Genomic DNA, 23,031 nt, shown 5'->3' with positions numbered 1-23,031 from the left:
GCTTCCTTGAGTTGAGGTGTCGACATGTCCGCGAATGAGTCGAAGCCCGCGAGCCCTCGTGCTCGCAGGCCGCCCCCCGTGGTGCCGGTCCGCCGCGAGGGCGCGCCGCCGCTCTCCTTCGCCCAGCGCCGCATGTGGTTCCTCTCGCGGCTGGACCCCTCGGGCTTCGCCTACAACGCGCCGTTCTTCTCGCGGCTGAAGGGCCGGCTGGACGTGGCCGCGCTGGAGCGGGCGCTCACGGAGGTGGTGCGCCGGCACGAGGCGCTGCGGACCACCTTCGCCGAGGTCGCGGGCGAGCCGGTGCAGCACATCTCGCCCGAGGCGACGGTGACGCTGCACGCGGAGCGGGTGCAAGGGGAGGAGGAGGCGCGTCGGCACGCGGAGGAGGAGGCGAGGCGTCCGTTCGACCTGAGCACCGGGCCGATGCTGCGCGCCCGGCTCCTGCGGCTGGGCGAAGACGACCACGTGCTGCTGCTGACTTTGCACCACATCGCGTGCGACGGGTGGTCGCTGTCGCTGCTGGAGCGCGAGCTGCGCGAGCTGTACGGCGCGCTCGTCGAGGGCCGCGAGTCCGCGCTGCCGGCGCTGACGGTGCAGTACGCGGACCATGCGGCGTGGCAGCGGGAGTGGTTGACGGGCGAGGTGCTGGAGACGCAGCTCGCATGGTGGCGAGAGCACCTGGCGGGGGCCTCGCCCGCGCTGGAGCTGCCCACGGACAGGCCGAGGCCCGCGGTGCAGTCGACGCAAGGCGCGGTGCTGGGCGTGCCGCTGCCCGCGGAGCTGATGCGCGCGCTGCATGAGCGGTGCAAGCAGGAGTCGGTGACGCCGTTCATGTGGCTGCTCGCGAGCCTGCAGGCGCTGCTGTCGCGGCACAGCGGCCAGCCGGACGTGGTGGTGGGCACGCCCATCGCGGGGCGCACGCGGCGCGAGGTGGAGGGGCTCATCGGGTTCTTCGCCAACACGCTCGCGCTGCGCACGGACGTGGATGGACACGAGTCCTTCAAGTCGCTGCTCGCGCGGGTGCGCCGCTCGTGCCTGGGGGCGTATCAGCACCAGGACGTGCCCTTCGAGCGACTGGTGGACGCGCTGCGACCGGTGCGGGACCTGAGCCGCTCGCCGCTGTTCCAGGTGCTGCTCGTCCTGCAGAGCGCGCCGCCGCTGGTGCGACTGCCGGGGCTGGAGTCGCGCGACGCGGACTTCGAGCCTGGCGTGGCCAAGTTCGACCTCACGCTCTTCGTGCGCGAGACGCCGGACGGCTGGATGGGGTTGTGGGAGTACAGCGCCGCGCTCTTCGACGAGGCGACGGTGCGCAGGCTCGCGGGGCACTTCGTCCGCTTCCTTCAGGGCGTGGTGGGCAACCCGGAGGCCCGGGTGGGGACGGTGCCGCTCCTGGATGACGAGGAGCGACAGGCGGTGGTGCAGGAGTGGCACTGGAGGCAGGAGTACCGGTCTCCGTCCTGGTTGCTGCATCGGCGCGTGGAAGCCCAGGTGGCGCGCACGCCGCACGCGGTGGCGGTGACGAGTGGACGCGAGTCGCTGACGTACGCGCGATTCGAGGCGCGGGCCAATCAGCTCGCGCACCACCTGCGGACGCTGGGTGTTCTCCCGGGTGACGTGGTGGGCCTGTGCCTGGAGCGGGACAGCCTGGCGCTGCCCGTGGCGGTGCTGGCGACGTTGAAGGCGGGCGCGGCATGCATGCCCCTGGATGCGAGCTACCCACGGGAGCGACTGGCCCGGATGCTCGAGGACGTGGGCGCGCCGGTCGTGCTGGTGCACGCGTCGCTGGAGGCCGTGCTTCCTCCGGAGAGCGCATCGCGTCGGGTGCGGCTGGATGAGGAGGCCGCGCGAATCGCCGAGGCGTCCACGCTGGCGCCCGCGTGGGTGCTGTCTCCCGCTACTCCCTGCTACGTCCTCTTCACGTCCGGGAGCACGGGGCGACCCAAGGGCGTGACGATGTCCCACGGCGCGCTGGACACGCTGGTGCGCTGGCAGCTCGAGAGCACGGCGGCGCCGCGCGCGCGGACGTTGCAGTTCAGCGCGTTGAGCTTCGACGTGTCGTTCCAGGAGATGCTGTGCACGTGGTGCGAGGGCGGGACGCTGGTGCTCGTCTCGGCGACGACGCGGCAGGACCCGGCCCTGCTGCTCGCGCACATGCGGGAGCAGGGCGTGGAGCGGCTCTTCCTGCCGTACGTCGCGCTCCAGTCACTGGCCGAGCGAGCCCGGCACGAGCCGGCGCTCCCTCCGTTGAGGCAGGTGGTGACGGCGGGTGAGCCGCTGCAGGTGACGCCCGCGGTGGTGTCGTTCTTCGAGCGACTGCCCGGGTGCGTGCTGGAGAACCAGTACGGGCCGACGGAGTCGCACGTGGTGACGGCCTGGAGGGCGGAGGGCCCGCCGTCGACGTGGCCCGCGCTCCCTCCGGTGGGCAAGCCCATCACGCTCGCGAAGGTGTTCGTGTTGGATGTGTTCGGAGAGCCGTGCCCCATCGGCGTCACGGGGGAGCTGTACCTGGGAGAGCCGAGCCTCGCGCACGGCTACTGGGGGCGTCCGGAGCTGACAGCGGAGCGCTTCGTCCCCAATGCGGTGCAGGGCGGTCGAGATGGGAGGCGGCTGTATCGCACGGGGGACCGGGGGCGGTGGCTCGCGGATGGGAACCTGGAACTGCAGGGGCGCTCGGACGAGCAGGTGAAGGTGCGTGGCTTCCGGGTGGAGCCCGGTGAAGTCGAAATCGCCCTGAAGGAAGTGGAGGGCGTGGAGGACGCGGCGGTGGTGGCGCGTGTCTCCGAGCGCGGTGGAAAGCAGCTGGTGGGCTACGTCGTCGCGACGGGCGCCTGGGATGCCGAGGCGCTGAAGCGTCGCCTCGCGAAGCGGTTGCCCGAGTACATGGTGCCCTCGGTGCTGGTGCCGCTGGAGGCGCTGCCGCTGACGCCGAGCGGGAAGGTGAACCGCCGGGCATTGCCGCAGCTGGAGTCCGCGCGAGAGGCCCCGGGCACGCGCTACGAGGCGCCGCGCACCGCGATGGAGGAGACGCTCGCGAGCGTGTGGCGTGAGGTGCTGGGCGTGTCGCGCGTCGGCGTGCGAGATGACTTCTTCGCCTTGGGTGGGCACTCGCTTCTGGCGACGCGTGTGGTGTCGCGCCTCCGGGATGAACTCGGCCACGACGTCCCGGTGCGACTGTTGTTCGAGGCGCCCACGGTGGAGGTGCTGGCCGAGCGGTTGAGCACGGCGGGCGGGAGTCCGCGGCGCCCCTCGCTGACGCGCGGGGACCGGCCGGTGGACCCACCGCTGTCGTTCGCGCAGCGACGGCTGTGGTTCCTCGCGCAGCTGGATGCGGGGGGACACTCGTACAACCTCCCCTTCGTCGTCCGACTTCATGGCGCGGTGGACGCGCGTGCCCTGGAGCAGGCCCTGACGCAGGTGGTGCGCAGGCACGAGGCGCTGCGAACGAGCTTCGTGGAGGTGGGCGGGGAACCCGTGCAGCGCATCGTCCCGGACGCGGCGATCTCCCTGCGCGTGACGTCCGTCGAGGACGCCGTCGACGTGGAAGCGGCGGTGCGTGACCAGGTGGTGCACGAGGTCCAGGCACCCTTCGACGTGAAGCGAGGTCCGCTGCTCCGGGCCAGCCTGTTGAAGACGGGGAGGGACGAGCAGGTGCTGGTGGTGGTGCTGCACCACCTGGTGGCGGACGGCTGGTCGCTCGGCGTGCTCACGCGGGAGCTGGAGGCGCTGTACGTCGGGGCGGAGCTTCCCGAGCTGTCGGTGCAGTACGCGGACTACTCGGCGTGGCAGCAGGACTGGTTGAAGGGCGAGGTGGAGTCCGCGCAGCTCGCGTGGTGGGGTGAGGCGTTGAAGGGCGCGCCGCCGGTGTTGGAGCTGCCTACGGACAGGCCGAGGCCGCCGGTGCAGGGCTACCGTGGCGCGAGCGTGCCGGTGCGGCTGTCCGAGGACCTGAGCGAGTCCCTGCGCCAACTGGGGCGGCGTGAAGGCGCGACGCTGTACATGACGCTGCTGGCGGGCTTCCAGGTCTTGCTGGCGCGCTACAGCGGACAGTGGGACGTGGTGGTGGGGACGCCGGTGTCGGGGCGCACGGCGAAGGAGACGGAGGGCCTCATGGGCTTCTTCGTCAACACGCTGGCCCTGCGGGGGCAGCCGGATGCGGCGCGCTCCTTCGAGGTGTTCCTGCGTCAGACGAAGGAATCGGTGCTCGGGGCGCTCGCGCACCAGGACGTGCCCTTCGAGCGATTGGTGGAGCACCTGCGTCCGGAGCGGGACCTGAGCCGCTCGCCGCTGTTCCAGGTGCTCTTCACGTTGCAAGACGCCGCGCCGCTGTTGTCGTTGCCCGGTGTCACCGCGAGCCCCTGGGACTTTGCGAGCACCATCGCCAAGTTCGACCTGGAGCTGTTGCTCGTGGACGCCCCGGGCGCGAGTGTCGAGGGCCAGTTCATCTACAACGCGGACCTCTTCGATTCGTCCACGGTGCAGCGCCTCGCCGCGTGTTTCCTGGAGCTGTTGTCGAGCCTGTCCGCCCGTCCCCAGGCCCGACTGTCGGCGCTGTCGTTGCTGCCCGCGGAGGACCGCGCGCGACTGTTGGTGGAGTGGAACCAGACGGCGGTGGAGTTCCCACGCGAGGCGTGTGTCCACCACCTCTTCGAGGAGCAGGTGGCACTGCGCCCCGACGCGGTGGCGCTGGAGTTCGGGGACGAGCGGCTCACCTATCGGGAGCTGGAGGCACGAGCCAATCAGCTCGCCTGGGCACTGCGGGCGCGCGGCGTCGGCGTGGACGTGCTGGTGGCGGTGTGTCTGGACCGCTCGGTGGAGCTCATCGTGTCGCTGCTGGCCATCCTCAAGGCCGGTGGCGCGTACGTGCCGCTCGACTCCAGCTACCCGGCGAAGCGACTGGAGCAGATGCTGGAGGACTCGGCGCCACGGTTGCTCCTCACCACCCGGGTTCTCCTGGAGCAGCTGCCTCGCGAGGGTCGTCCCGAGCTGATGTTGTTGGAGGAGGAGCGGCTCGACGGACAGCCGACGACTGCGCCACGCATGCCGGTGTCGGGACGCAACCTGGCGTACGTGGACTTCACGTCTGGAAGCACCGGGCGTCCCAAGGGCGTGGCGGTGGAGCACCGGGGCGTGCTGCGGCTCTTGTACGGCGCGCCCTACGCGAAGCTGGGACCCGAGGAGACCTTCCTGCTCATCGCGCCCATCTCCTTCGACGCGTCGACGTTGGAGGTCTGGGGCCCTCTGTGTCTCGGTGGAAGGTTGGTGGTCTTCCCGCCGCGCTCGCCCAGCGACCTGGACCTCCTGTCCGAGGTGCTCCGACGTCACTCGGTGACGCTGCTGCACCTGACGTCGGGCTTGTTCAGCCAGATGGTGGAGCTGGGGTTGGAGGGGCTGAAGACGGTGCGTCAGCTCCTGACGGGCGGCGACGTGGTGTCCGCGCCGCATGTGAGGCGCTCGCTCGAGGAGCTGCGCATCCCGGTGACGGCCTGCTACGGGCCCACGGAGAGCACGCTCTTCACGTCGACGCATCGGATGACGCGGGTGGAGGACGTGGGGACGTCGGTACCCATCGGGCGGCCCATCGGCAACACGCAGGTCTACATCCTGGATGAAGGGATGGAGCCGGTGCCCGTGGGCGTGGCGGGAGAGCTGTTCATCGGTGGCGATGGACTGGCCCGAGGCTATCTGCGCCAGCCCGACGTGACGGCGGACCGCTTCATCCCGAATCCGTTCAGTGCGGCGCCGGGAGAGCGCCTCTATCGCACGGGGGACCTGGCGCGGTGGCGCCCGGACGGGGTGCTGGAGTTCCTGGGGCGACGCGACAGCCAGGTGAAGGTGCGGGGCTATCGCATCGAGCTGGCCGAGGTGGAGGCGGCGTTGCTCGCGCATCCCTCGGTGAAGGAGGGGCTCGTGGTGGTGCGGGACGGAGCCGGGGGCAAGCGGCTGGTCGCGTACTACGTCGAGCAGCAAGGGCCCGAGATGCTGAAGGTGCGCGACTGGCTGAAGCAGAAGCTGCCCGAGTTCATGGTGCCCTCGGCCTTCGTGCGACTGCAGGCGTTGCCGCTGACGGCCAACGGGAAGGTGGACCGCAGGGCCTTGCCGTCGCCGGACCAGGAGGGGCCGGGCATCGAGGAGGTGCAGAGTCCTCGGACGGTGATGGAGTCACTGGTCGCGCGCATCTGGACGCCGCTGCTCGGCGTGGCGCGGGTGGGCGTGAAGGACGACTTCTTCGCGTTGGGGGGCCACTCGCTGCTGGCGACGCGCGTGGTGTCGCGACTGCGGGAGGCACTGGGGCGCGACGTGCCGGTGCGGTGGTTGTTCGAGGCCTCCACGGTGGAGGCGCTGGCGGAGCGACTGGAGGGACTGACGGCGCGAGGCTCCGGCGCGAGCCCCTCCGTGCCGTCGCGGGTGCCGAGGCTCGCGGGGATGCCGCTGTCGTTCGCGCAGCAGCGCCTGTGGTTCCTGGGGAAGCTCGACGCGGGTGGGTATTCGTACAACCTGCCGTTCGTCGTGGGCCTGAGTGGCTCGCTGGACGTGGGGTTGTTGGAGCGGGCGCTCGCGGAGGTCGTGCGACGACACGAGTCGCTGAGGACGACATTCGAGGAGGTGGAGGGACAGCCGGTGCAGTGCATCGTCTCCGAGCTGGCGGTGCGGCTCGCGGTGGTCCCCGTGCAGGGAGCACTGCGTGACGCGGTGGAGAGGCTCGCGCGCGAGCCGTTCGACCTGGGCACGGGACCGCTGCTGAGAGCGACCCTGTTGAAGTCGACCGAGCGTGAGCACGTGCTGGTGCTGGTGGTGCACCACATCGTGGCGGACGGCTGGTCGATGGGCGTGCTCGCGAAGAAGCTGGAGTCGCTCTACGGCGCGTACGTGAGAGGCGAGGCCACGACGCTGCCGGAGTTGCCGGTGCAGTACGCGGACTACGCGGTCTGGCAGCGCGAGCGGTTGCAGGGCGAGGTGCTGGAAGAGCAGCTGTCCTGGTGGAGAGCGAGGCTGACGGGAGCCCCCGAGGTCTTGGAGGTGCCGACGGACCGGCCGAGGCCCGCGGTGCAGCGCTACCGGGGCGCGACCGTGGCCATGGGGCTGCCCGCCGCGCTGAGCGAGAAGCTGAAGCGCCTGAGCCGACAGGAGGGCGCGACGCTGTACATGACGTTGCTGGCGGGCTTTCAGGTGCTGCTGGCGCGCTACAGCGGACAGTGGGACGTGGTGGTGGGCTCGCCCGTGTCGGGCCGCACGGTGAAGGAGGTCGAGGGACTCATCGGCTTCTTCGTGAACACGTTGGTGGTGAGGACGGAGGCGGCGGGCGAGCTGACGTTCCGGGAGATGTTGGGGCGAGTGAAGGAGTCGGTGCTCGGCGCATTCGGCCACCAGGAGGTCCCGTTCGAGAAGTTGGTGGAGGCGCTGCAGTCGACGCGTGACACGAGTCGGGCCCCGTTGGTCCAGGTTGCCTTCGGTCTGAACGGGCCGGCGCGGTTGCCTGTGTTGCCGGGCCTGAGTGCGTCGGAGGTGAAGTACGAGCCTGGGATGGCGAAGTTCGACTTCGCGCTCTCCGTCCGGGAGGACGCGGAGGACCTCACGGGCTTCTGGGAGCTGAACACGGACCTGTTCGATGTCTCCACGGTGGAGCGCATGGCCGCGCACTACCAGCAGGTGCTGGAGTCGGCCGTGGCGGACCCCGAGGCGCGAGTGGGGACGCTGCCCCTGTCGGGGCATCGCGAGGTGCCGGAGAAGGTGGACGTGGCGCGCATCCAGGCGCGTCGGCTCGAGCGTGTGGCGCGCGACTCCGTGCCCGAGGGGTTCATCGCGCCTCGGACGGGCTTCGAGGAGCTGGTGGCGGGCGTCTGGGCGCCGCTGCTGGGCGTGCGGCATGTGAGCGCGGAGGCCCACTTCTTCGAGCAGGGTGGGCACTCGCTGCTGGTGATGCAGGTGGCCTCTCGGCTGCGTGACGTGCTCGGGCGAGACGTCCCCGTGCGGACGCTCTTCGAGAACCCCACGGTGTCCTCGCTCGCGAGGCGCCTGGAGACGCTGGTCCGCGGAGGGCCTGGAGCGGAGCGTTCCGCGCTGGTGCCCGTGCCGCGCATCGGCGCCTTGCCTCAATCTTTCGCGCAGCAGCGCCTGTGGTTCCTGGACCGCCTGGAGCCCGACAGCCCGCTCTACAACATCCCGCTCGCGCTGCGACTCGAAGGCGCGCTCGAGGTCAGTGCCTTGGAGCATGCCTTCGAGGCGCTGGTTCGCCGCCACGAGTCCTTGAGGACGACCTTCCATCAGGAAGGGCAGGGCGCGGTCCAGTCCATCCAGGCCGCGGGCCCCGTGGCGCTGCCCGTGGTGGACCTGGGCGGCGTGTCCGTGGTGCGTCGTGAGCAGGAGGCGTTGCGGCTGGCCGTCGAGGAGGGACGTCGCCCATTCGACCTGGGCAGGGGACCGCTGCTGCGAGCGACGTTGTTGAAGCTGGGCGAGCACGAACACGTATTGGTGCTGGTGGTGCACCACATCGTGGCGGACGGCTGGTCGATGGGGGTGCTCACGAAGGAACTGGAGGCGCTCTACGGCGCGCATGTGAGAGGCGAGGCCGCGATGTTGCCGGAGCTGCCGGTGCAGTACGCGGACTACGCCGTCTGGCAGCGAGAGTGGTTGCGGGGGGAGGTGTTGGAGGAGCAGCTGTCCTGGTGGAGGGCGAGGCTGGCTGGAGCACCCGAGGCGCTGGAGGTGCCGACGGACCGTCCGAGACCGAAGGTGCAGAGCTACCGAGGAGCGAGCGCTCCGGTGCGATTCTCGCGGGAGCTGAGCGAGAAGCTGAAGCGCCTGAGCCGACAGGAGGGCGCGACGCTGTACATGACGCTGCTGGCGGGCTTCCAGGTGCTGCTGGCGCGCTACAGCGGGCAGTGGGACGTGGTGGTGGGCTCACCGGTGTCCGGGCGCACGGTGAAGGAAACCGAAGGGCTCATCGGCTTCTTCGTGAACACGCTGGTGGTGAGGACGGAGGCGGCGGGCGAGCTGACGTTCCGGGAGATGTTGGGCCGGGTGAAGGACGCCGTCCTCGGAGCGCTGACGCATCAAGAGGTCCCGTTCGAGAAGCTGGTGGATGCGTTGCAGTTGAGCCGAGACCTGAGCCGCTCGCCGTTGGTGCAGGTGTCCTTCGCGCTCCAGACGACACCGACGGGCGAGCTTTCCTTGCCGGGGCTCACCGCGCGCACGCTGGACCTGGGAACGAGGACCGCCAAGTTCGACCTCGCCCTGGCCCTGCGGGAGGACGAGGAGGGACTGGTCGGCGCCTGGGAGTTCAACACGGACCTGTTCAAGACGGCGACCGTGGAGCGGATGACCGCGCACCTCCTGCGCTTGCTGGACGTGGCGGCGGAGGTGCCGGAGGCGAAGCTGAATGCGCTCCCGATGCCGGGCCACCGCGAGCCCTCACGGAAGGTCACGGGCGCGCGCATCTCCGCCCGGGGCAAGGCGCAGCGCTCTGAGTCGGAAGGCTTCATCGCGCCGAGGACGGCGATGGAGACGCGGGTCGCGGAGGTCTGGGAGCCCTTGTTGGGCGTGGGGCGCATCGGCGCCGAGGACCACTTCTTCGAGAAGGGCGGCCACTCGTTGCTGGTGATGCAGGCGGCGTCCCGCCTGCGCGAGGCGCTGGGGGTCGAGGTCCCGGTGCGGATGCTGTTCGAGTCCCCCACCGTGTCCTCGCTCGCGGAGAGCCTGGAGGGATGGGTCCGAGGGGGCACGACGCCTCGAAGCCCGGTGCTCGTCCAGGCGACACGAGACGAAGCCCCGCCGCTCTCCTTCGCCCAGCAACGCCTGTGGTTCCTCGACCGACTGGAGCCGAACAGCCCGCTCTACAACATCGCCCTCGCGTTGACGCTGGAGGGGGCGCTCGAGGTCGGAGCGTTGGAGCGCTCGTTCCAGGAGTTGGTCCGGCGACACGAGTCCCTGCGGACGACCATCCATCAGACCGAGCAGGGCGCGGTGCAGCACATCGACCCTGTTGCATCCTTCTCTGTGTCCCGGGTGGACCTGACGGGCCTGCCTCCGGAAGAGCGAGCACGGGAAGCCCTGCGACTGGGGACCGAGGAGGAGCAGCGTCCGTTCGACCTCGTCACGGGTCCGCTGCTGCGAGTGAGGCTGTTGAAGCTGAGCGAGCGCGAGCACGTGCTGGTGCTGGTGGTGCACCACATCGTGTCCGACGGCTGGTCGATGGGCGTGCTCACGAAGGAGCTGGAGTCGCTCTACGGCGCGTACGTGAGAGGCGAGGCCGCGACGCTGCCGGAGTTGCCGGTGCAGTACGCCGACTACGCGGTCTGGCAGCGTGAGCGACTGAAGGGCGAGGCGCTGGAGGAGCAGCTGTCATGGTGGAAGGAGCAACTGAAGGGAGCCCCCGAGTACCTGGAGGTCTCGACGAACCGCCCGAGGCCCGCGGTGCAGACCTTCCGAGGCGCCAACGTCCCAGCACGGCTCTCTCCTTCCTTGAGCGAGAAGCTGAAGCGCCTGAGCCAGCAAGAAGGCGCGACGCTGTACATGACGTTGCTGGCGGGCTTCCAGGTGCTGCTGGCGCGCTACAGCGGACAGTGGGACGTGGTGGTGGGCTCGCCCGTGTCAGGCCGCACGGTGAAGGAGGTCGAGGGACTCATCGGCTTCTTCGTGAACACGTTGGTGGTGAGGACGGAGGCGGCGGGCGAGCTGACGTTCCGGGAGATGTTGGGGCGAGTGAAGGAATCGGTGCTCGGCGCATTCGGCCACCAGGAGGTCCCGTTCGAGAAGCTGGTGGACGCGCTGCAGTTGAGTCGTGACCTGAGCCGCTCGCCGTTGGTGCAGGTCTCCTTCGCGCTCCAGACAGCTCCAGTGGGCGAGCTCTCCCTGCCGGGACTCACGCAGCGGCCGCTGGACCTGGGCTCGCAGGTGGCCAAGTTCGACCTCGCCCTCGCGATGCAAGAGGACGCGGAGGGACTGGCGGGGTACTGGGTCTTCAACACGGACCTGTTCGACCGGGCGCTCGTGGAGCGCATGGCGGACCACTTCCAGTCGCTCCTGGAGGCCGCGGTCGATGTACCGGAGACGAAGCTGTGCGAGCTTCCGATGCCGGGGCATCGCGAGGTGCCCGTGAAGCGACCCGCGTCCCACATCCAGGCCGAGCGCTCCTCGAGTCGTGAATCGAGACAAGTGACGGAGGGTTTCATCGCGCCGAGGACCGCGATGGAGGAGTTGGTCGCGGAGACGTGGGCGCCCTTGCTGGACGTGAAGCGAATCAGCGCCGAGGACCACTTCTTCGAGCGCGGTGGACACTCGTTGCTGGTGATGCAGGTGGCCTCGCGGTTGCGCAAGGTGCTGGGGCTCGACGTGCCGATACGTCTGCTCTTCGAGGCGCCCACCGTGTCCGCCCTCGCCGCGAAGCTGGAGTCGCTGGTGCGCGGCGGAGGCGCGACGGGGCGGCCGGAGCTCGTCCCCGTGACGCGGGTCGAGGGGATGCCGCAGTCCTTCGCGCAGCAGCGCCTGTGGTTCCTGGACCGCCTGGAGCCCGGGGGCTCGCTCTACAACATCGCCTTCGGGATGCGCTTGGAGGGAGACCTCGACGTCGCGGCGCTGGAGCGCGCCTTCAACACGCTCATCCAGCGTCACGAGTCGCTGCGAACCACCTTCCAGCAGGAGGCACGGGGGGCGGTGCAGCACATCCACGCCTCCGCGGCGCTGGTGCTGCCGGTGGTGGACCTGAGTGGGCTGACGCTTGAGGCCCGCGAGCAGGAAGCCCTGCGTCTGGGCGCGGAGGACAGCCGTCGTCCGTTCGACCTCGTCACGGGCCCGCTGCTGCGCGTGACGCTGTTGAAGCTGAGCGAGCGGGAGCACGTGCTGGTGCTGGTGGTGCACCACATCGTGTCCGACGCCTGGTCCATGAGTGTGCTCGCGAAGGAGCTGGAGACGCTCTATGGCGCATACGTGAGGGGGGAGTCCGCGACGCTGCCGGAGCTGCCGGTGCAGTACGCCGACTACGCGGTCTGGCAGCGTGAGTGGTTGAAGGGTGAGGTGCTGGACGAGCAGCTGTCGTGGTGGAAGACGCGGCTGTCGGGAGCGCCGGAGTACCTGGAGGTCCCGACGGACCGCCCGAGGCCTCCGGTGCAGAGCTACCGGGGCGCGAGCGTCCCGGTGCGGTTCTCGCGGGAGCTGAGCGAGAAGTTGAAGCGCTTGAGCCAGAAGGAGGGCACGACGCTCTTCATGACGCTGCTGGCGGGGTTCCAGGTGCTGCTTGCGCGCTACACCGGACAGTGGGACGTGGTCGTGGGCTCGCCGGTGTCGGGCCGCACGGTGAAGGAGGTGGAAGGACTCATCGGCTTCTTCGTGAACACGCTGGTGCTGCGCACGGAGGCGACGGGGGCGCTGACGTTCCTGGAGCTGTTGGGGCGCGTGAAGGAGTCCGTGCTCGGTGCGTTCAGCCACCAGGAGACGCCGTTCGAGAAGCTGGTGGAGGCGCTGAGCCCGAAGCGGGACATGAGCCGCGCGCCCGTGGTCCAGGTGGTGTTCCACCTGCTGAACACGCCGTCTGGAGACCTGGCCCTGCGGGGACTCACGCAGCGTCCCCTGGATCTGGGACTGAAGGCCGCGAAGGTGGACCTGTCGCTGGGCCTGCGGGAGACGGCCGATGGAATCGACGGCCTCCTCGAGTTCGGCGCGGACCTGTACGACGTCTCGACCATGGCCCGCTTCTCCGAGCACCTGGTCCGGTTGATGGAGGCCGCGGTGGAGGCGCCGCGGACGCGCCTGTGGGACCTCCCGCTCCTGTCCGGGGCCGCGCACGGTGAGCTGCTCACCCAGCAAGGCCACGCGGAACCCTCCGAAGGCGAGTGCCTGCATCGCCTCTTCTCTGCCCAGGCCGCGCGCACGCCCGACGGCGTCGCGGTGGAGATGGACGGACAGCGGCTGTCCTACGCGGAGCTCGACCTGCGCTCCCAGGCGTTGGCGGTGTTGCTGCGCGAGCGGGGTGTGAGGCCCGACATGGTGGTGGGCCTGTGTCTGCGGCCGGGCTTCGAGTGGGTGGTGGCGATGCTCGCCATCCTCAAGGCGGGAGGCGCCTACCTGCCGCTGGACCCCGACCATCCGACGGAGCGGCTCGCTTACCTGCTGAACGACTCCGGAGTGCGGCTGCTGGTGTCCCGCTCGGAAGAGGCTTCGCGGCTCGACTACTCGGGAGACACTGTGTTGTTGGACCGGGTGGTGGTGCCGGAGGGCCGCGCGGGCGAGGTGGCGCCCGAGGTCACGGCGCGAAACCTCGCGTATGTCATCTACACGTCCGGCAGCACGGGCCGCCCGAAGGGCACGCTCCTGGAGCACCGCGGCGCGGCGAATCTGGCGCGGTCCTTCCCCACGGTGCTCGGAGGGCTGGGGCCAGGAGACCGCGTGTTGCAGTTCGCGCCCGTGAGCTTCGATGGCTCGGTGGCGGAGCTCATCCCCACGTTGTTGAACGGGGCGACGTTGTGCCTGGCGCGTCGCGAGCAGATGTCACCCGGCAGCCCGTTGACGGAGCTCCTCGCGCGGGAGCGAATCACGGTGACGATCCTCCCGCCCTCCGTGCTCGCGGTGTCCCCGGTGGTGGAGTTGCCCGCGCTTCGGGTCCTGGTCTCCGCGGGCGAGGCGTGCAACGCGGAGTTGGTGGCGCGCTGGAGCCCCGGGCGTCGCTTCGTCAACGGCTATGGCCCCACGGAAGGGACGGTGTGCGGCACCTGGGGTGAGTGCTTCGCGGGCGCCCGGCTCACGATTGGCCGGCCGTTGCACAACGTGGTCGTGAGGGTGATGGACGAGGCGGGGCACCTGGTGCCGCCCGGTGTCTGGGGTGAGCTGTATCTCGGAGGGATGGGGCTCGCGCGAGGCTACCTGGGCCGACCCGACCTGACGGCGGAGCGCTTCGTCCCGGACCCGTACGCGGACGGAGGCCGCCTGTACCGCACGGGCGACGTGGTGCGCATGCTGGAGGACGGACGGCTCGAGTACCTGCGTCGAGCCGATACCCAGGTGAAGGTGCGTGGCGTGCGCATCGAGCCGGGCGAGGCGAACGCGGCGCTCGCGACGTGCCCGGGAGTGCGGTCGTCCGTCGTCATGGGCCGCGCGGACACTCCGGGGGACATGCGACTGGTGGCCTACGTGGTGCCCGAGGAGGACGTCACGCTGACGGTGGACGTGCTGCGAGCGTGGATGAAGCGCACGCTCCCGGAGGCGCTGATTCCGTCAGCCTTCGTGCTGTTGCGCGAGCTGCCCCTCACGCCGAACGGGAAGCCGGACTGGAAGGCGCTCCCCGCGCCGGAGTCGAGTCGCCCGGAGCTCAGTGGCGGCTACGTGGCGCCCCGGGAGGGACTGGAGGCCGTGCTCGCGCGACTCATCGCGGAGGTGCTGGGGCTGGACCGCGTGGGCGCGGGAGACAACTTCTTCGACCTGGGTGGCAACTCGCTGCTGTTGCAGACGCTCCAGGTGAAGGTGGAGGCGGAGCTGTCGCGCAAGGTGCCGTTGGTGTCCCTGCTCCAGTTCCCCTCCGTGCGAGCGCTGGCCGAGCACCTGTCCCCGACGCGGGAGGCGCCGAAGTCTCCGTCGACGGCGGAGAACCGGCGCGAGGGACTCCAGCGGCTCGCGCGCCAGCGGCGTCAGCGGCCGGGCTCGGATTAGGGCAGCAGCCGCGCCAGCTTCGCTCCGAGCACCTCGACGTGAGGTGCCTGGAGCATCGTGTAGTGGTCGCCAGGCGTGATGTCCACGCGCGTCGCCGCGCCCAGGTCCAGCCAGCCCAGCTCGGGGTGTGGAGGGAACCCCGGGGGCGGACGTCGGGCGCGGAAGTACTGGACCTCTCCTCCCTCCCAGCGCGGCGGCGTGTAGAGGCTCAGGGCCCGGGAGTTCGCTCGCAGCACGTCGAGCTGCCGACGCGCGTCCTCGACGGTGGCGAAGGGCGGCGCGAGACCTTGGCGCTCCGCCTCCTCCTGGAGCCTGCGGAACTGCTCCTCCACGGGGAGGTCCTCGGGCCACTTCGCGGCGGGGTCGAACATCTCCCCCGCGCGGAAGGCGAGCAGGGATATCCGGTCGGCAAGCTCGATGGAGAAGGAGCCAGGAGGCGGCGTGTCCAACAGCGCGCACAGCGGCACGGCCTCGCCTTCGGCCGACAGGCGCCGCGCCATCTCGTAGACGATGGTGCCGCCCAGTGAGGCGCCGATGAGCAGGTAGGGGCCTGTCGGTCGGATGATTCGGAGCGCGGCGACATAGTGCGCCGCCATCTGCTCCACGGTGGTGAGGCAGGGCTCATCGTTCTCGAGGCCCACGGCGGAGAATCCGTACACGGACCGGTCGGGCGCGAGCTGTCGGGCCAGCTCCCGATAGAAGAGCACCTGTCCGCCCGCGGCATGCACGAAGAACAGGGGGGCCTTCGAGGACGTGCCGGTCTGAAGCTGGACGACACAGTCGGGGCTCGTCTTCGGTGTCGGGCGAGCGCCGCTGATGCGCTCGGCGAGTCGAGCGACGGTGGAGGCCTCCAGCACGGCCTTCAAGGGCAGCTTCGCGCCGAGGCGCTCCTGGATGCGGGCGCTCAGGCGCAAGGCGAGCAGGGAGTCGCCACCCAGCGCGAAGAAGTCATCGTGGATGCCGATGTTGTCGAGATGGAACGTGAGGCGGAAGCACTCCAGCAGCGTGGCCTCCGTGTCGTTGCGAGGAGGCGCGGCGCGCGAACCCTCGGGCCGTGGTGGCGCGGGCCTGGGTTCTTCACGTGGCCCCACGGAGCGCGGAGTGGCCGTGACGGGTTCAATCCAGTACCGCTCGCGGTCGAAGCTGTAGCCGGGGAGGGTGACACGCCGCCGCCGTTCGCCCGCTCGGAAGCGCTCCCAGTCGATGGTGATGCCCGCGAGCCACGCCTCGCCGAGTGACGCGAGTGGATGCGTCGGCTCCTCGGAGGTGTACGGCAGCGTGGAGACCACGGGCTGGGTGGAGCGGCTCGGGTGGCGTCGGGTGAGCGAGGACAGGGCCGTGCCGGGGCCGACCTCGATGAAGGCTCGCTCCTTGCCCGAGAGCAACAGGTGCAGGGCCTCCGAGAAGCGCACCGTCTCTCGCAGATGCCGGCACCAGTAGTCGACGGTGACGGCCTCTCGCTCCGTGAGCCAGTCTCCGGTGAGGCTGGAGACGATGGGGAGCTTGGGCGCGCGCGGCTTGATGCGGGACACGACGTGCGCGAAGTCCGCCAGGTGTGGCTCCAGCATGAACGAGTGCGCGGCCTGTCCCAGCCGGAGCCTCCGGGTCTCGATGCCTCGCGCGGCGAGCTCCGACTCCAGGGCGTCGAGCGCCTCCAGTGCGCCGGCGATGACACAATCGGAGGGTGTGTTCAGCGCGGCCACGGACAGTCGTGGATGGAGCAGCGCCTCCACCTGGGCCACCGGCGCGAGGACCGCCGTCATCCCACCGGGCGGGAGCTGCTCCATGATTCTTCCGCGCGCGGTGACGAGCTCCAGTGCCTCCTCCAGCGTGAAGACGCCGGCCACACACGCCGCCACGTACTCGCCGAGGGAGTGGCCGAGCAGCGCCTCGGGCTGGACGCCTCGGGCGAGCCACAGCTGCGCGAGCGCCCAGTCGCAGGTGAACAGCGCGGCCTGGGTCCAGAGGGGGCGTGACAGCTCTCGCGCCGCGGTGTCGTAGCGCTCGGCGGGGGCGAACATCACGTCGCGCACGTCCGCGCCGAGAGGACCTTGGAGCAGCGCCGCGCAGCGGTCGATGGCCTGTCGGAAGACGGGTTCGTCGAGCAGCTCCGCGCCCATGTTCACCCGCTGGGAGCCCGCGCCGGGGAACAGGAAGACCGCGCCACGCTTCTCCACCGGGTCGTGGCTCGTGCGTGGACGTTGTCCCGGGTCGCGCAGGCGCGCGGCCGCGTCCTTCGCGGTGCTCGCGGTGACGAAGCGCCGGTGCTCGAAGCGGTGACGTCCGACCTGGAGCGTGTGTGCGGTGTCCGCGAGCGCGTCCTGGCTGTGCTCCAGGTGCTCGGCCAGCTCGGTGGTCATCCGCTCCAGCGCGGCGTCGGAGCGAGCGGAGAGCAGCAGCAGCTCCGTCCCGCGGGACGCAGGTGACGCGGGACGGACAGGGGCCTCCTCGAGCACCACGTGCACGTTGGTGCCGCCCATTCCGAACGAGCTCACGCCCGCGCGGCGCGGCCCGCTGGAGTTCCACGGACGCGGCTCGGCCACGACGTAGAAGGGACTGTCGTCGAGGCCCAGGAGCGGATTGGGCCGACGGAAGTGGACCGTGGGGGGGAGGTGGCGGTGCTCCAGCGCCAGCACGGTCTTGATGAGTCCCGCCACGCCGGCCGCCGAGTCGAGGTGGCCCAGGTTGCTCTTCACCGAGCCCAGGCCGATGGAGCCCGGCGCCACGCCCTCGAACACCTGCTTGAGGGCGGTGACCTCCACCGGGTCACCCAGTGGCGTGCCCGTGCCATGCGCTTCGATATAGGAGATGGAGCCCGGCTCGACGCCCGCGAGCGCCAGCGCATCGCCGATGGCGGTGACCTGTCCGGAGACGGAGGGCGCGGTGAACCCCGCCTTGCCGCTGCCGTCGTTGTTGGCGGCCGAGCCGAGGATGACCGCGCGAATGGGGTCGCCATCCGCGAGCGCGTCCTCCAGGCGCTTGAGCAGCACCACGCCCACGCCGTTGCCCGGCACGGTGCCCGCGGCCTGGGCATCGAGGGCGCGGCAGTGTCCATCGGGCGAGGAGATGCCACCCTCCTGCGTGGGGTAGGCGCTCAACTGCGGCGAGCGCACGGCAGCGCCACCGGCGAGCGCGAGCGTGCACTCGCCCGCGAGCAGCGACTGACACGCGAGGTGTACGGCGGTCAGCGACGTGGAGCACGCCGTCTGCACCGTCATCGCGGGGCCGGTGAGGTTGAGCTTGTAGGCCACGCGCGTCGCCAGGAAGTCGCTGTGCGTGCCGAGGACGCTCTCCGTCCAATCGCTGGAGCGGCGCTCCATGTTGGGCAGGACGTTCGTCAGCAGATAGCTGCTGAGAGACGCACCGCCGTAGACGCCCACGTGCAGGGGCCTGGCGCGAGCGGTGTAGCCCGCGGCCTCGAGCGCTCCCCAGCAACACTCCATGAAGAGCCGCTGCTGTGGGTCCAACTGCTCCGCCTCTCGTGGCGAGTAGCCGAAGAAGCGCGCATCGAAGAGGTCCGCGCCTTCGATGACACCCGCCGCCGCGACCCAGCCCTCCTCCGAGGGATGGCCAGCCTTCGCCCTCTGCTCGGCGTCCAGCACCGTGACGCTGTCGACCCCCGCGATGAGGTTGGACCAGAAGCTCCGCGCGTCAGAGGCGCCCGGAAAGCGGAGCGACAACCCGATGATGGCGATGGCGGACGCGTGCTCACTCATCCCTGAAATAGAGCATGCCCCGCTCCGCGAGTTGAGCCCGCACCACGATATTTCCAGTGGAGTCCCGAGGGGGATGTGCCCCCGCTTGCCATCCCGCGCGGGAGCGGCGCACCCGTTCCGACCCGGTCGCCCAGGTTCCAGACCCGCGTTGTGTCGCGGGTCGTGCCTGGCCCGCAGGTGCAGGGAGGTGCGGGGGATGGGTGAGCTGTCTTTCGGCCCGAGAGGGCCTGCGGGGTTGGATGTGTTGCGATGGGTTTGCGTCCGTGGGTTTGGGTGGAATGAGGCGCGGTTGTTGCGTGATTGTTGTGTGGGTCAGTGATGGTGTCTTCCATTGCTGGCTCCTTCTCTCTCCATGGAGGTCTCTCGTGTCGAACAAATCCGTGCTCGACGGCTTTCGTCGTCAGTGTGTCCTCAATCCCAGTGCCCCCGCGGTGGTGGGGCTCCGGGAGCGCCTCTCCTATGCGGAGCTGGACGCGAGGAGCAGCAAGGTCGCGGCCCATCTCCAGGCGCGAGGTGTCGCCAGGGGCTCCTTGGTGCCCATGGTGACCGAGCACTCGGAGAGCCTCGTCATCGCTTTGCTTGCCGTCATGAAGGCGGGCGCGGCGTGCGTGCCCATCGACAAGGCCTTCCCGGACCGCCGCAAGCAAGCCATTGCCAGCCAATGTGATGCGCCCCTCGTGCTCTCCACCACGTCCTCGACCATGACGTTGCCGGGCTGGGAGGTGCAGTCCCTCGATGCGCTGCTGCGCCAGGAGCCCGTGAAGGCCTTCCGTGCAGTGGACATCCAGGGGCATGACGCGGCCTATGCCATCTTCACGTCGGGGACCACGGGGCAGCCGAAGGGGGTGGTCATCGAGCACCACTCCCTGGCGAAGTTGGTGCGCTGGCACAACGCCCGGTTCGACATGAGGCCTGGCAGTCGCACCGTGCTGATGGCCAGCGTGGCCTTCGATGTCTCGCAATGGGAGGTGGGCTCCGCCCTGGCGGCGGGGGCTTGCATCCACGTGCTCACGGACGACATCCGCCTGGACGTGGGCGCCCTGCTGGCGTTCTACGCCGAGCACGGCATCACCCACGCCTTCCTCCCGACGGTGATGGTGCCCGACTTCGTCAGCAGGTCCGCAGGCCAGAAGCTGGCCCTGCGCTACCTCTTCACCGGGGGCGAGAAACTCCATCCGGTGGAGACCGAGGGGCTCTCCTACACCCTGGTGGACTATTACGGACCGACGGAGACCACCATCTTCGTCACCCACCGGGTGGTGGAGAGCAAGCGCCTGAACCGGCCGGCCTCCATCGGGACACCCCTCGCCGGCGTCGAGGTCTTCATCCTGGATGAGCGGCTGGAGGTAGTGCCCTGGGGCGAGGTGGGAGAGCTGTGCATCGCGGGTGACTGCCTGGGGCGTGGCTATCTCGGGGATGCCGCGCTGACGGCCGAGCGCTTCGTCACGCCGCCCTCGCTCGGCGACCGCGTCTACCGCACGGGAGACCTGGCGCGTGGGCTGCCGGATGGGAGCATCCAGTTCCTTGGGCGTCAGGATGAGCAGATCAAGATTCGCGGCAATCGCGTGGAGATGGGCGAGGTGGAGTCCGTCCTCATGCGCGGCCCGGCGCTCAAGGCCGCCGCGGTACTGGTCGATGACTCCGCGGGTCCTTCCAACAAGCGACTGGTGGCGTTCGTCTCGCCGCGTGACGCCCAGGTCCCCATCTCGACGCTCATCGCGAGCCTGAGGGCGGCGCTGCGCGTGGAGCTGCCCGACTTCATGCTGCCTGGCCAGTACCTCTGTCTGGCCTCGCTCCCCACCACCGCCAATGGCAAGACGGACAAGCAGGCCCTGCGGGAGATGCTGCGGACCTCCACGGTGCGGACGCAGGGCGAGGAGGCGTTCTCCGGCGAGCTGGAGAAGAGCCTCGCCAGCGCCTGGACGGAGGTCCTCGGCCACTCCGGGTTCACGGCGGACGACAGCTTCTTCGAGGTGGGAGGGCACTCGCTGCTGGCCTCCACGCTCGCCTCCAACGTCTCCCGTCGACTCGGCCTGAAGGCCTACATCCGTGATGTCTACGAGCACAGGACCGTCCGGAAGCTCGCCACCGCGCTGGCGCCGCGAGCCGCGCACGGGGGCGCGATGCATGACCCGGAGCCCCTGCGCGCGCTCCGGGAGGATGTCTGGCTCCTGCCCGGCACGGACTTCTCCTCGGGCTTCGACCCCGGGCGGCTCGCGCGGCCTCGGCACATCCTGCTCACGGGGGCCACGGGCTTCGTGGGCGTCCACCTGCTGTCGGAGTTGCTCTCGCGCAACGACGCCGACGTCCATTGTCTGGTGCGCGATGTCAGCGACGCGCTGGGACGCGCGCGGCTGCGACAGGTGGTCGACCACTATCAGGTGCCGCTGAGCGAGCGTGACTGGGAGCGGGTGCGGGTCCATGCCGGAGACATCGCCGCGCCCCGCTTCGGGATGGCCGAGGAGGACTACCGCCAGCTGTCCGCGTCGGTGGACGTCATCTACCACTCGGCCGGCGCGGTGAACTTCATCGAGCCCTACTCCCAGATGAAGCGCGACAACGTCGAGGGCGTGCGGCAGGTGATTGCCTTCGCTGGCCATCAGCGGGTCAAGGCGCTGATGCTGTTCTCGACGCTCTCCATCCACAGCTGGGGCAACCGGCTCACCGGCAAGAAGGTGATGCGGGAGACGGACGACATCGACCAGAACCTCCCCGCCGTCATCTCCGACATCGGCTACGCGAGCAGCAAGTGGGTGATGGAGAAGATCGCCGACCTCGCGCAGTCGCAGGGCCTGCCCTTGATGACGTTCCGTCTGGGCTACGCGACGTTGCACAGCCGCACGGGCGCCTTCGCCAGCTACCAGTGGTGGGGACGGCTGGTCAGCACCTGCCTCATCCTGGATGCCGTCCCGGACCTGCGGGGGCTGCACGAGGGGTTGACCACGGTGGACTACATGACGTCGGCGATCGCCGTGATTGCCCGCGACCCGAAGGGGCTGGGCAAGAAGTTCCACGTCGCGCCCGCCCCGGAGCACGACCTGACGCTCCTGGAGTTCTTCGAGCGGGTGGGAAAGTCCCTGGGACGTCCCCTGCCGGTGGTGCCGTTCAAGGAATGGGTCTCCCTGTGGGACACGGACCCCGAGGCGCCCATCTTCCCGTTGCTGAGCATCTTCAGGGACCCGTTGAGTGGGGGACAGGCGATGGTGGAGCTGTACCAGGACAACTACGTCTGGGATTGCACCCACGTGCGCCAGCACCTGGCCGGCTCGGGGATTCAGGAGCCCACCTTCACCCCCGAGCTGCTCGGCTTCTACCTGGACAAGGTGCGCGGCAGCCCGGGGATGATGTCCTGGCGTCCCAAGCAGCGGTGGAAGGCGGCGGGCTGAGACCGTTGCTCGAACCCGCACGTCGCTTGGCGCTATAAGTGTCGGCGGAGGTGCAGCCATGGCCGCGCCCGAGCCGAAGCGAGTGGTGGGGAGGGGGCGGGGGCTCCCTCCCCTGGTGCCCGTGTCGAGGGACACGGCGCCTCCGCTGTCCTTCGCCCAGCAGCGCCTGTGGTTCCTCTCGCAGGTGGACGCGGGAGGCTTCTCCTACAACGTGCCCTTCTTCGCGCGGCTCCAGGGGCGCCTGGATGTCCCGGCGCTGGAGCGCGCGTTGTCGGACCTGGTGCGACGGCACGAGTCCTTGCGCACCACGTTCGGCGAGGAGGCGGGGCGACCGGTGCAGCACATCCTGCCAGAGGTCGCGGTGACGCTGCGGGTGGCGCAGGTCGCGGACGAGGCCGAGGCACGGCGCGAAGCGGAGGCGGAGGCGCGGCGTCCGTTCGACCTGGGCACGGGGCCGATGCTGCGCGCCCGGCTGCTGCACGTGGCGGAAGACGACCACGTGTTGCTCCTGATGCTGCATCACATCTCCTGCGACGGATGGTCGCTGGGCGTGCTGGAGCGCGACCTGCGGGAGCTTTACGCGGCCCACACCGAAGGGCGCCCACCCGTGTTGCCCGCGCTGCCCATCCAGTACGCGGACCACGCGGTGTGGCAGCGCGACTGGCTGAAGGGGGCGCTGCTGGAGGAGCAGCTCGCGTGGTGGACGGAGCTGCTGACGGGAGCCTCTCCCTCGCTGGAGCTTCCCCTGGACCGGCCCCGACCTCCCGTGCAGACCTTCCTGGGCGCCACCGTGGCGGTGCCGCTGTCTCCATCGCTCTCCCAGGCGGTGAAGGCCCTGGGGCGCGCCGAGAGCGTGACGCCGTTCATGCTGCTGCTCGCGTGCTTCCAGGTGTTGATGTCGCGCTACAGCGGACAGCGTGACGTGGTGGTGGGGACGCCCATCTCGGGACGCAACCGGCGCGAGCTGGAGAACCTCATCGGGTTCTTCGTCAACACGCTCGCGCCCCGTGTGGACGTGGACCCGGAGGAGTCCTTCCGTTCGCTCCTGGGCCGGGTGCGGCGGGTGTGTCTGGGCGCCTATGCGCGACAGGACGTCCCGTTCGAGACGCTGGTGGAGGCGCTGCGCCCGCCGCGTGACTTGAGTCGCTCGCCGCTGTTCCAGGTGATGTTCGTCATCCAGGGGCCGCGCTCGCTGCCGTCGCTGCCGGGGTTGGTGGAGCAGGAGGTGGCCTTCGACTCCGGCATGTCGAAGTTCGACCTCATCTGCTTCCTGCGCGAGACGCCCGAGGGGTGGG

4 protein-coding genes are annotated in these 23,031 nt (G+C 70.0%); 3 read left to right on the top strand and 1 reads right to left on the bottom strand.

Features of this window, described 5'->3' with window-relative positions:
• Nucleotides 1-24: 24 nt before the first annotated feature.
• Entirely contained in the window at nt 25-14,634 is a 14,610-nt protein-coding gene (locus tag FL311_RS13980; protein ID WP_141325642.1) for a non-ribosomal peptide synthetase, read from the top strand.
• Here the strand turns inward: FL311_RS13980 and FL311_RS13975 are convergent.
• A complete protein-coding gene (locus tag FL311_RS13975) occupies nt 14,631-18,350 on the bottom strand; it encodes a type I polyketide synthase (RefSeq protein ID WP_141325641.1) in 3,720 nt (1,239 codons plus the stop codon). The two genes, FL311_RS13980 and FL311_RS13975, sit on opposite strands and share 4 nt — an antisense overlap.
• Nucleotides 18,351-18,715: 365 nt before the next feature.
• On the opposite strand from FL311_RS13975, the gene FL311_RS13970 reads away from it, so the two are divergent.
• Complete coding sequence (locus FL311_RS13970; protein WP_141325640.1) at nt 18,716-21,736, top strand: amino acid adenylation domain-containing protein; 3,021 nt, start codon at nt 18,716-18,718, stop codon at nt 21,734-21,736.
• Nucleotides 21,737-21,794: 58 nt separating this feature from the next.
• A partial coding sequence (locus FL311_RS13965) for a condensation domain-containing protein (RefSeq protein ID WP_228556860.1) occupies nt 21,795-23,031 on the top strand: 1,237 nt, incomplete at its 3' end.

Source organism: Myxococcus sp. AB025B, from assembly GCF_006518215.1.
Classification (GTDB): domain Bacteria; phylum Myxococcota; class Myxococcia; order Myxococcales; family Myxococcaceae; genus Myxococcus; species Myxococcus fulvus.
Note: the sequence above shows the minus strand (reverse complement) of the source record. Positions and strands in the feature narration are given on the sequence as shown.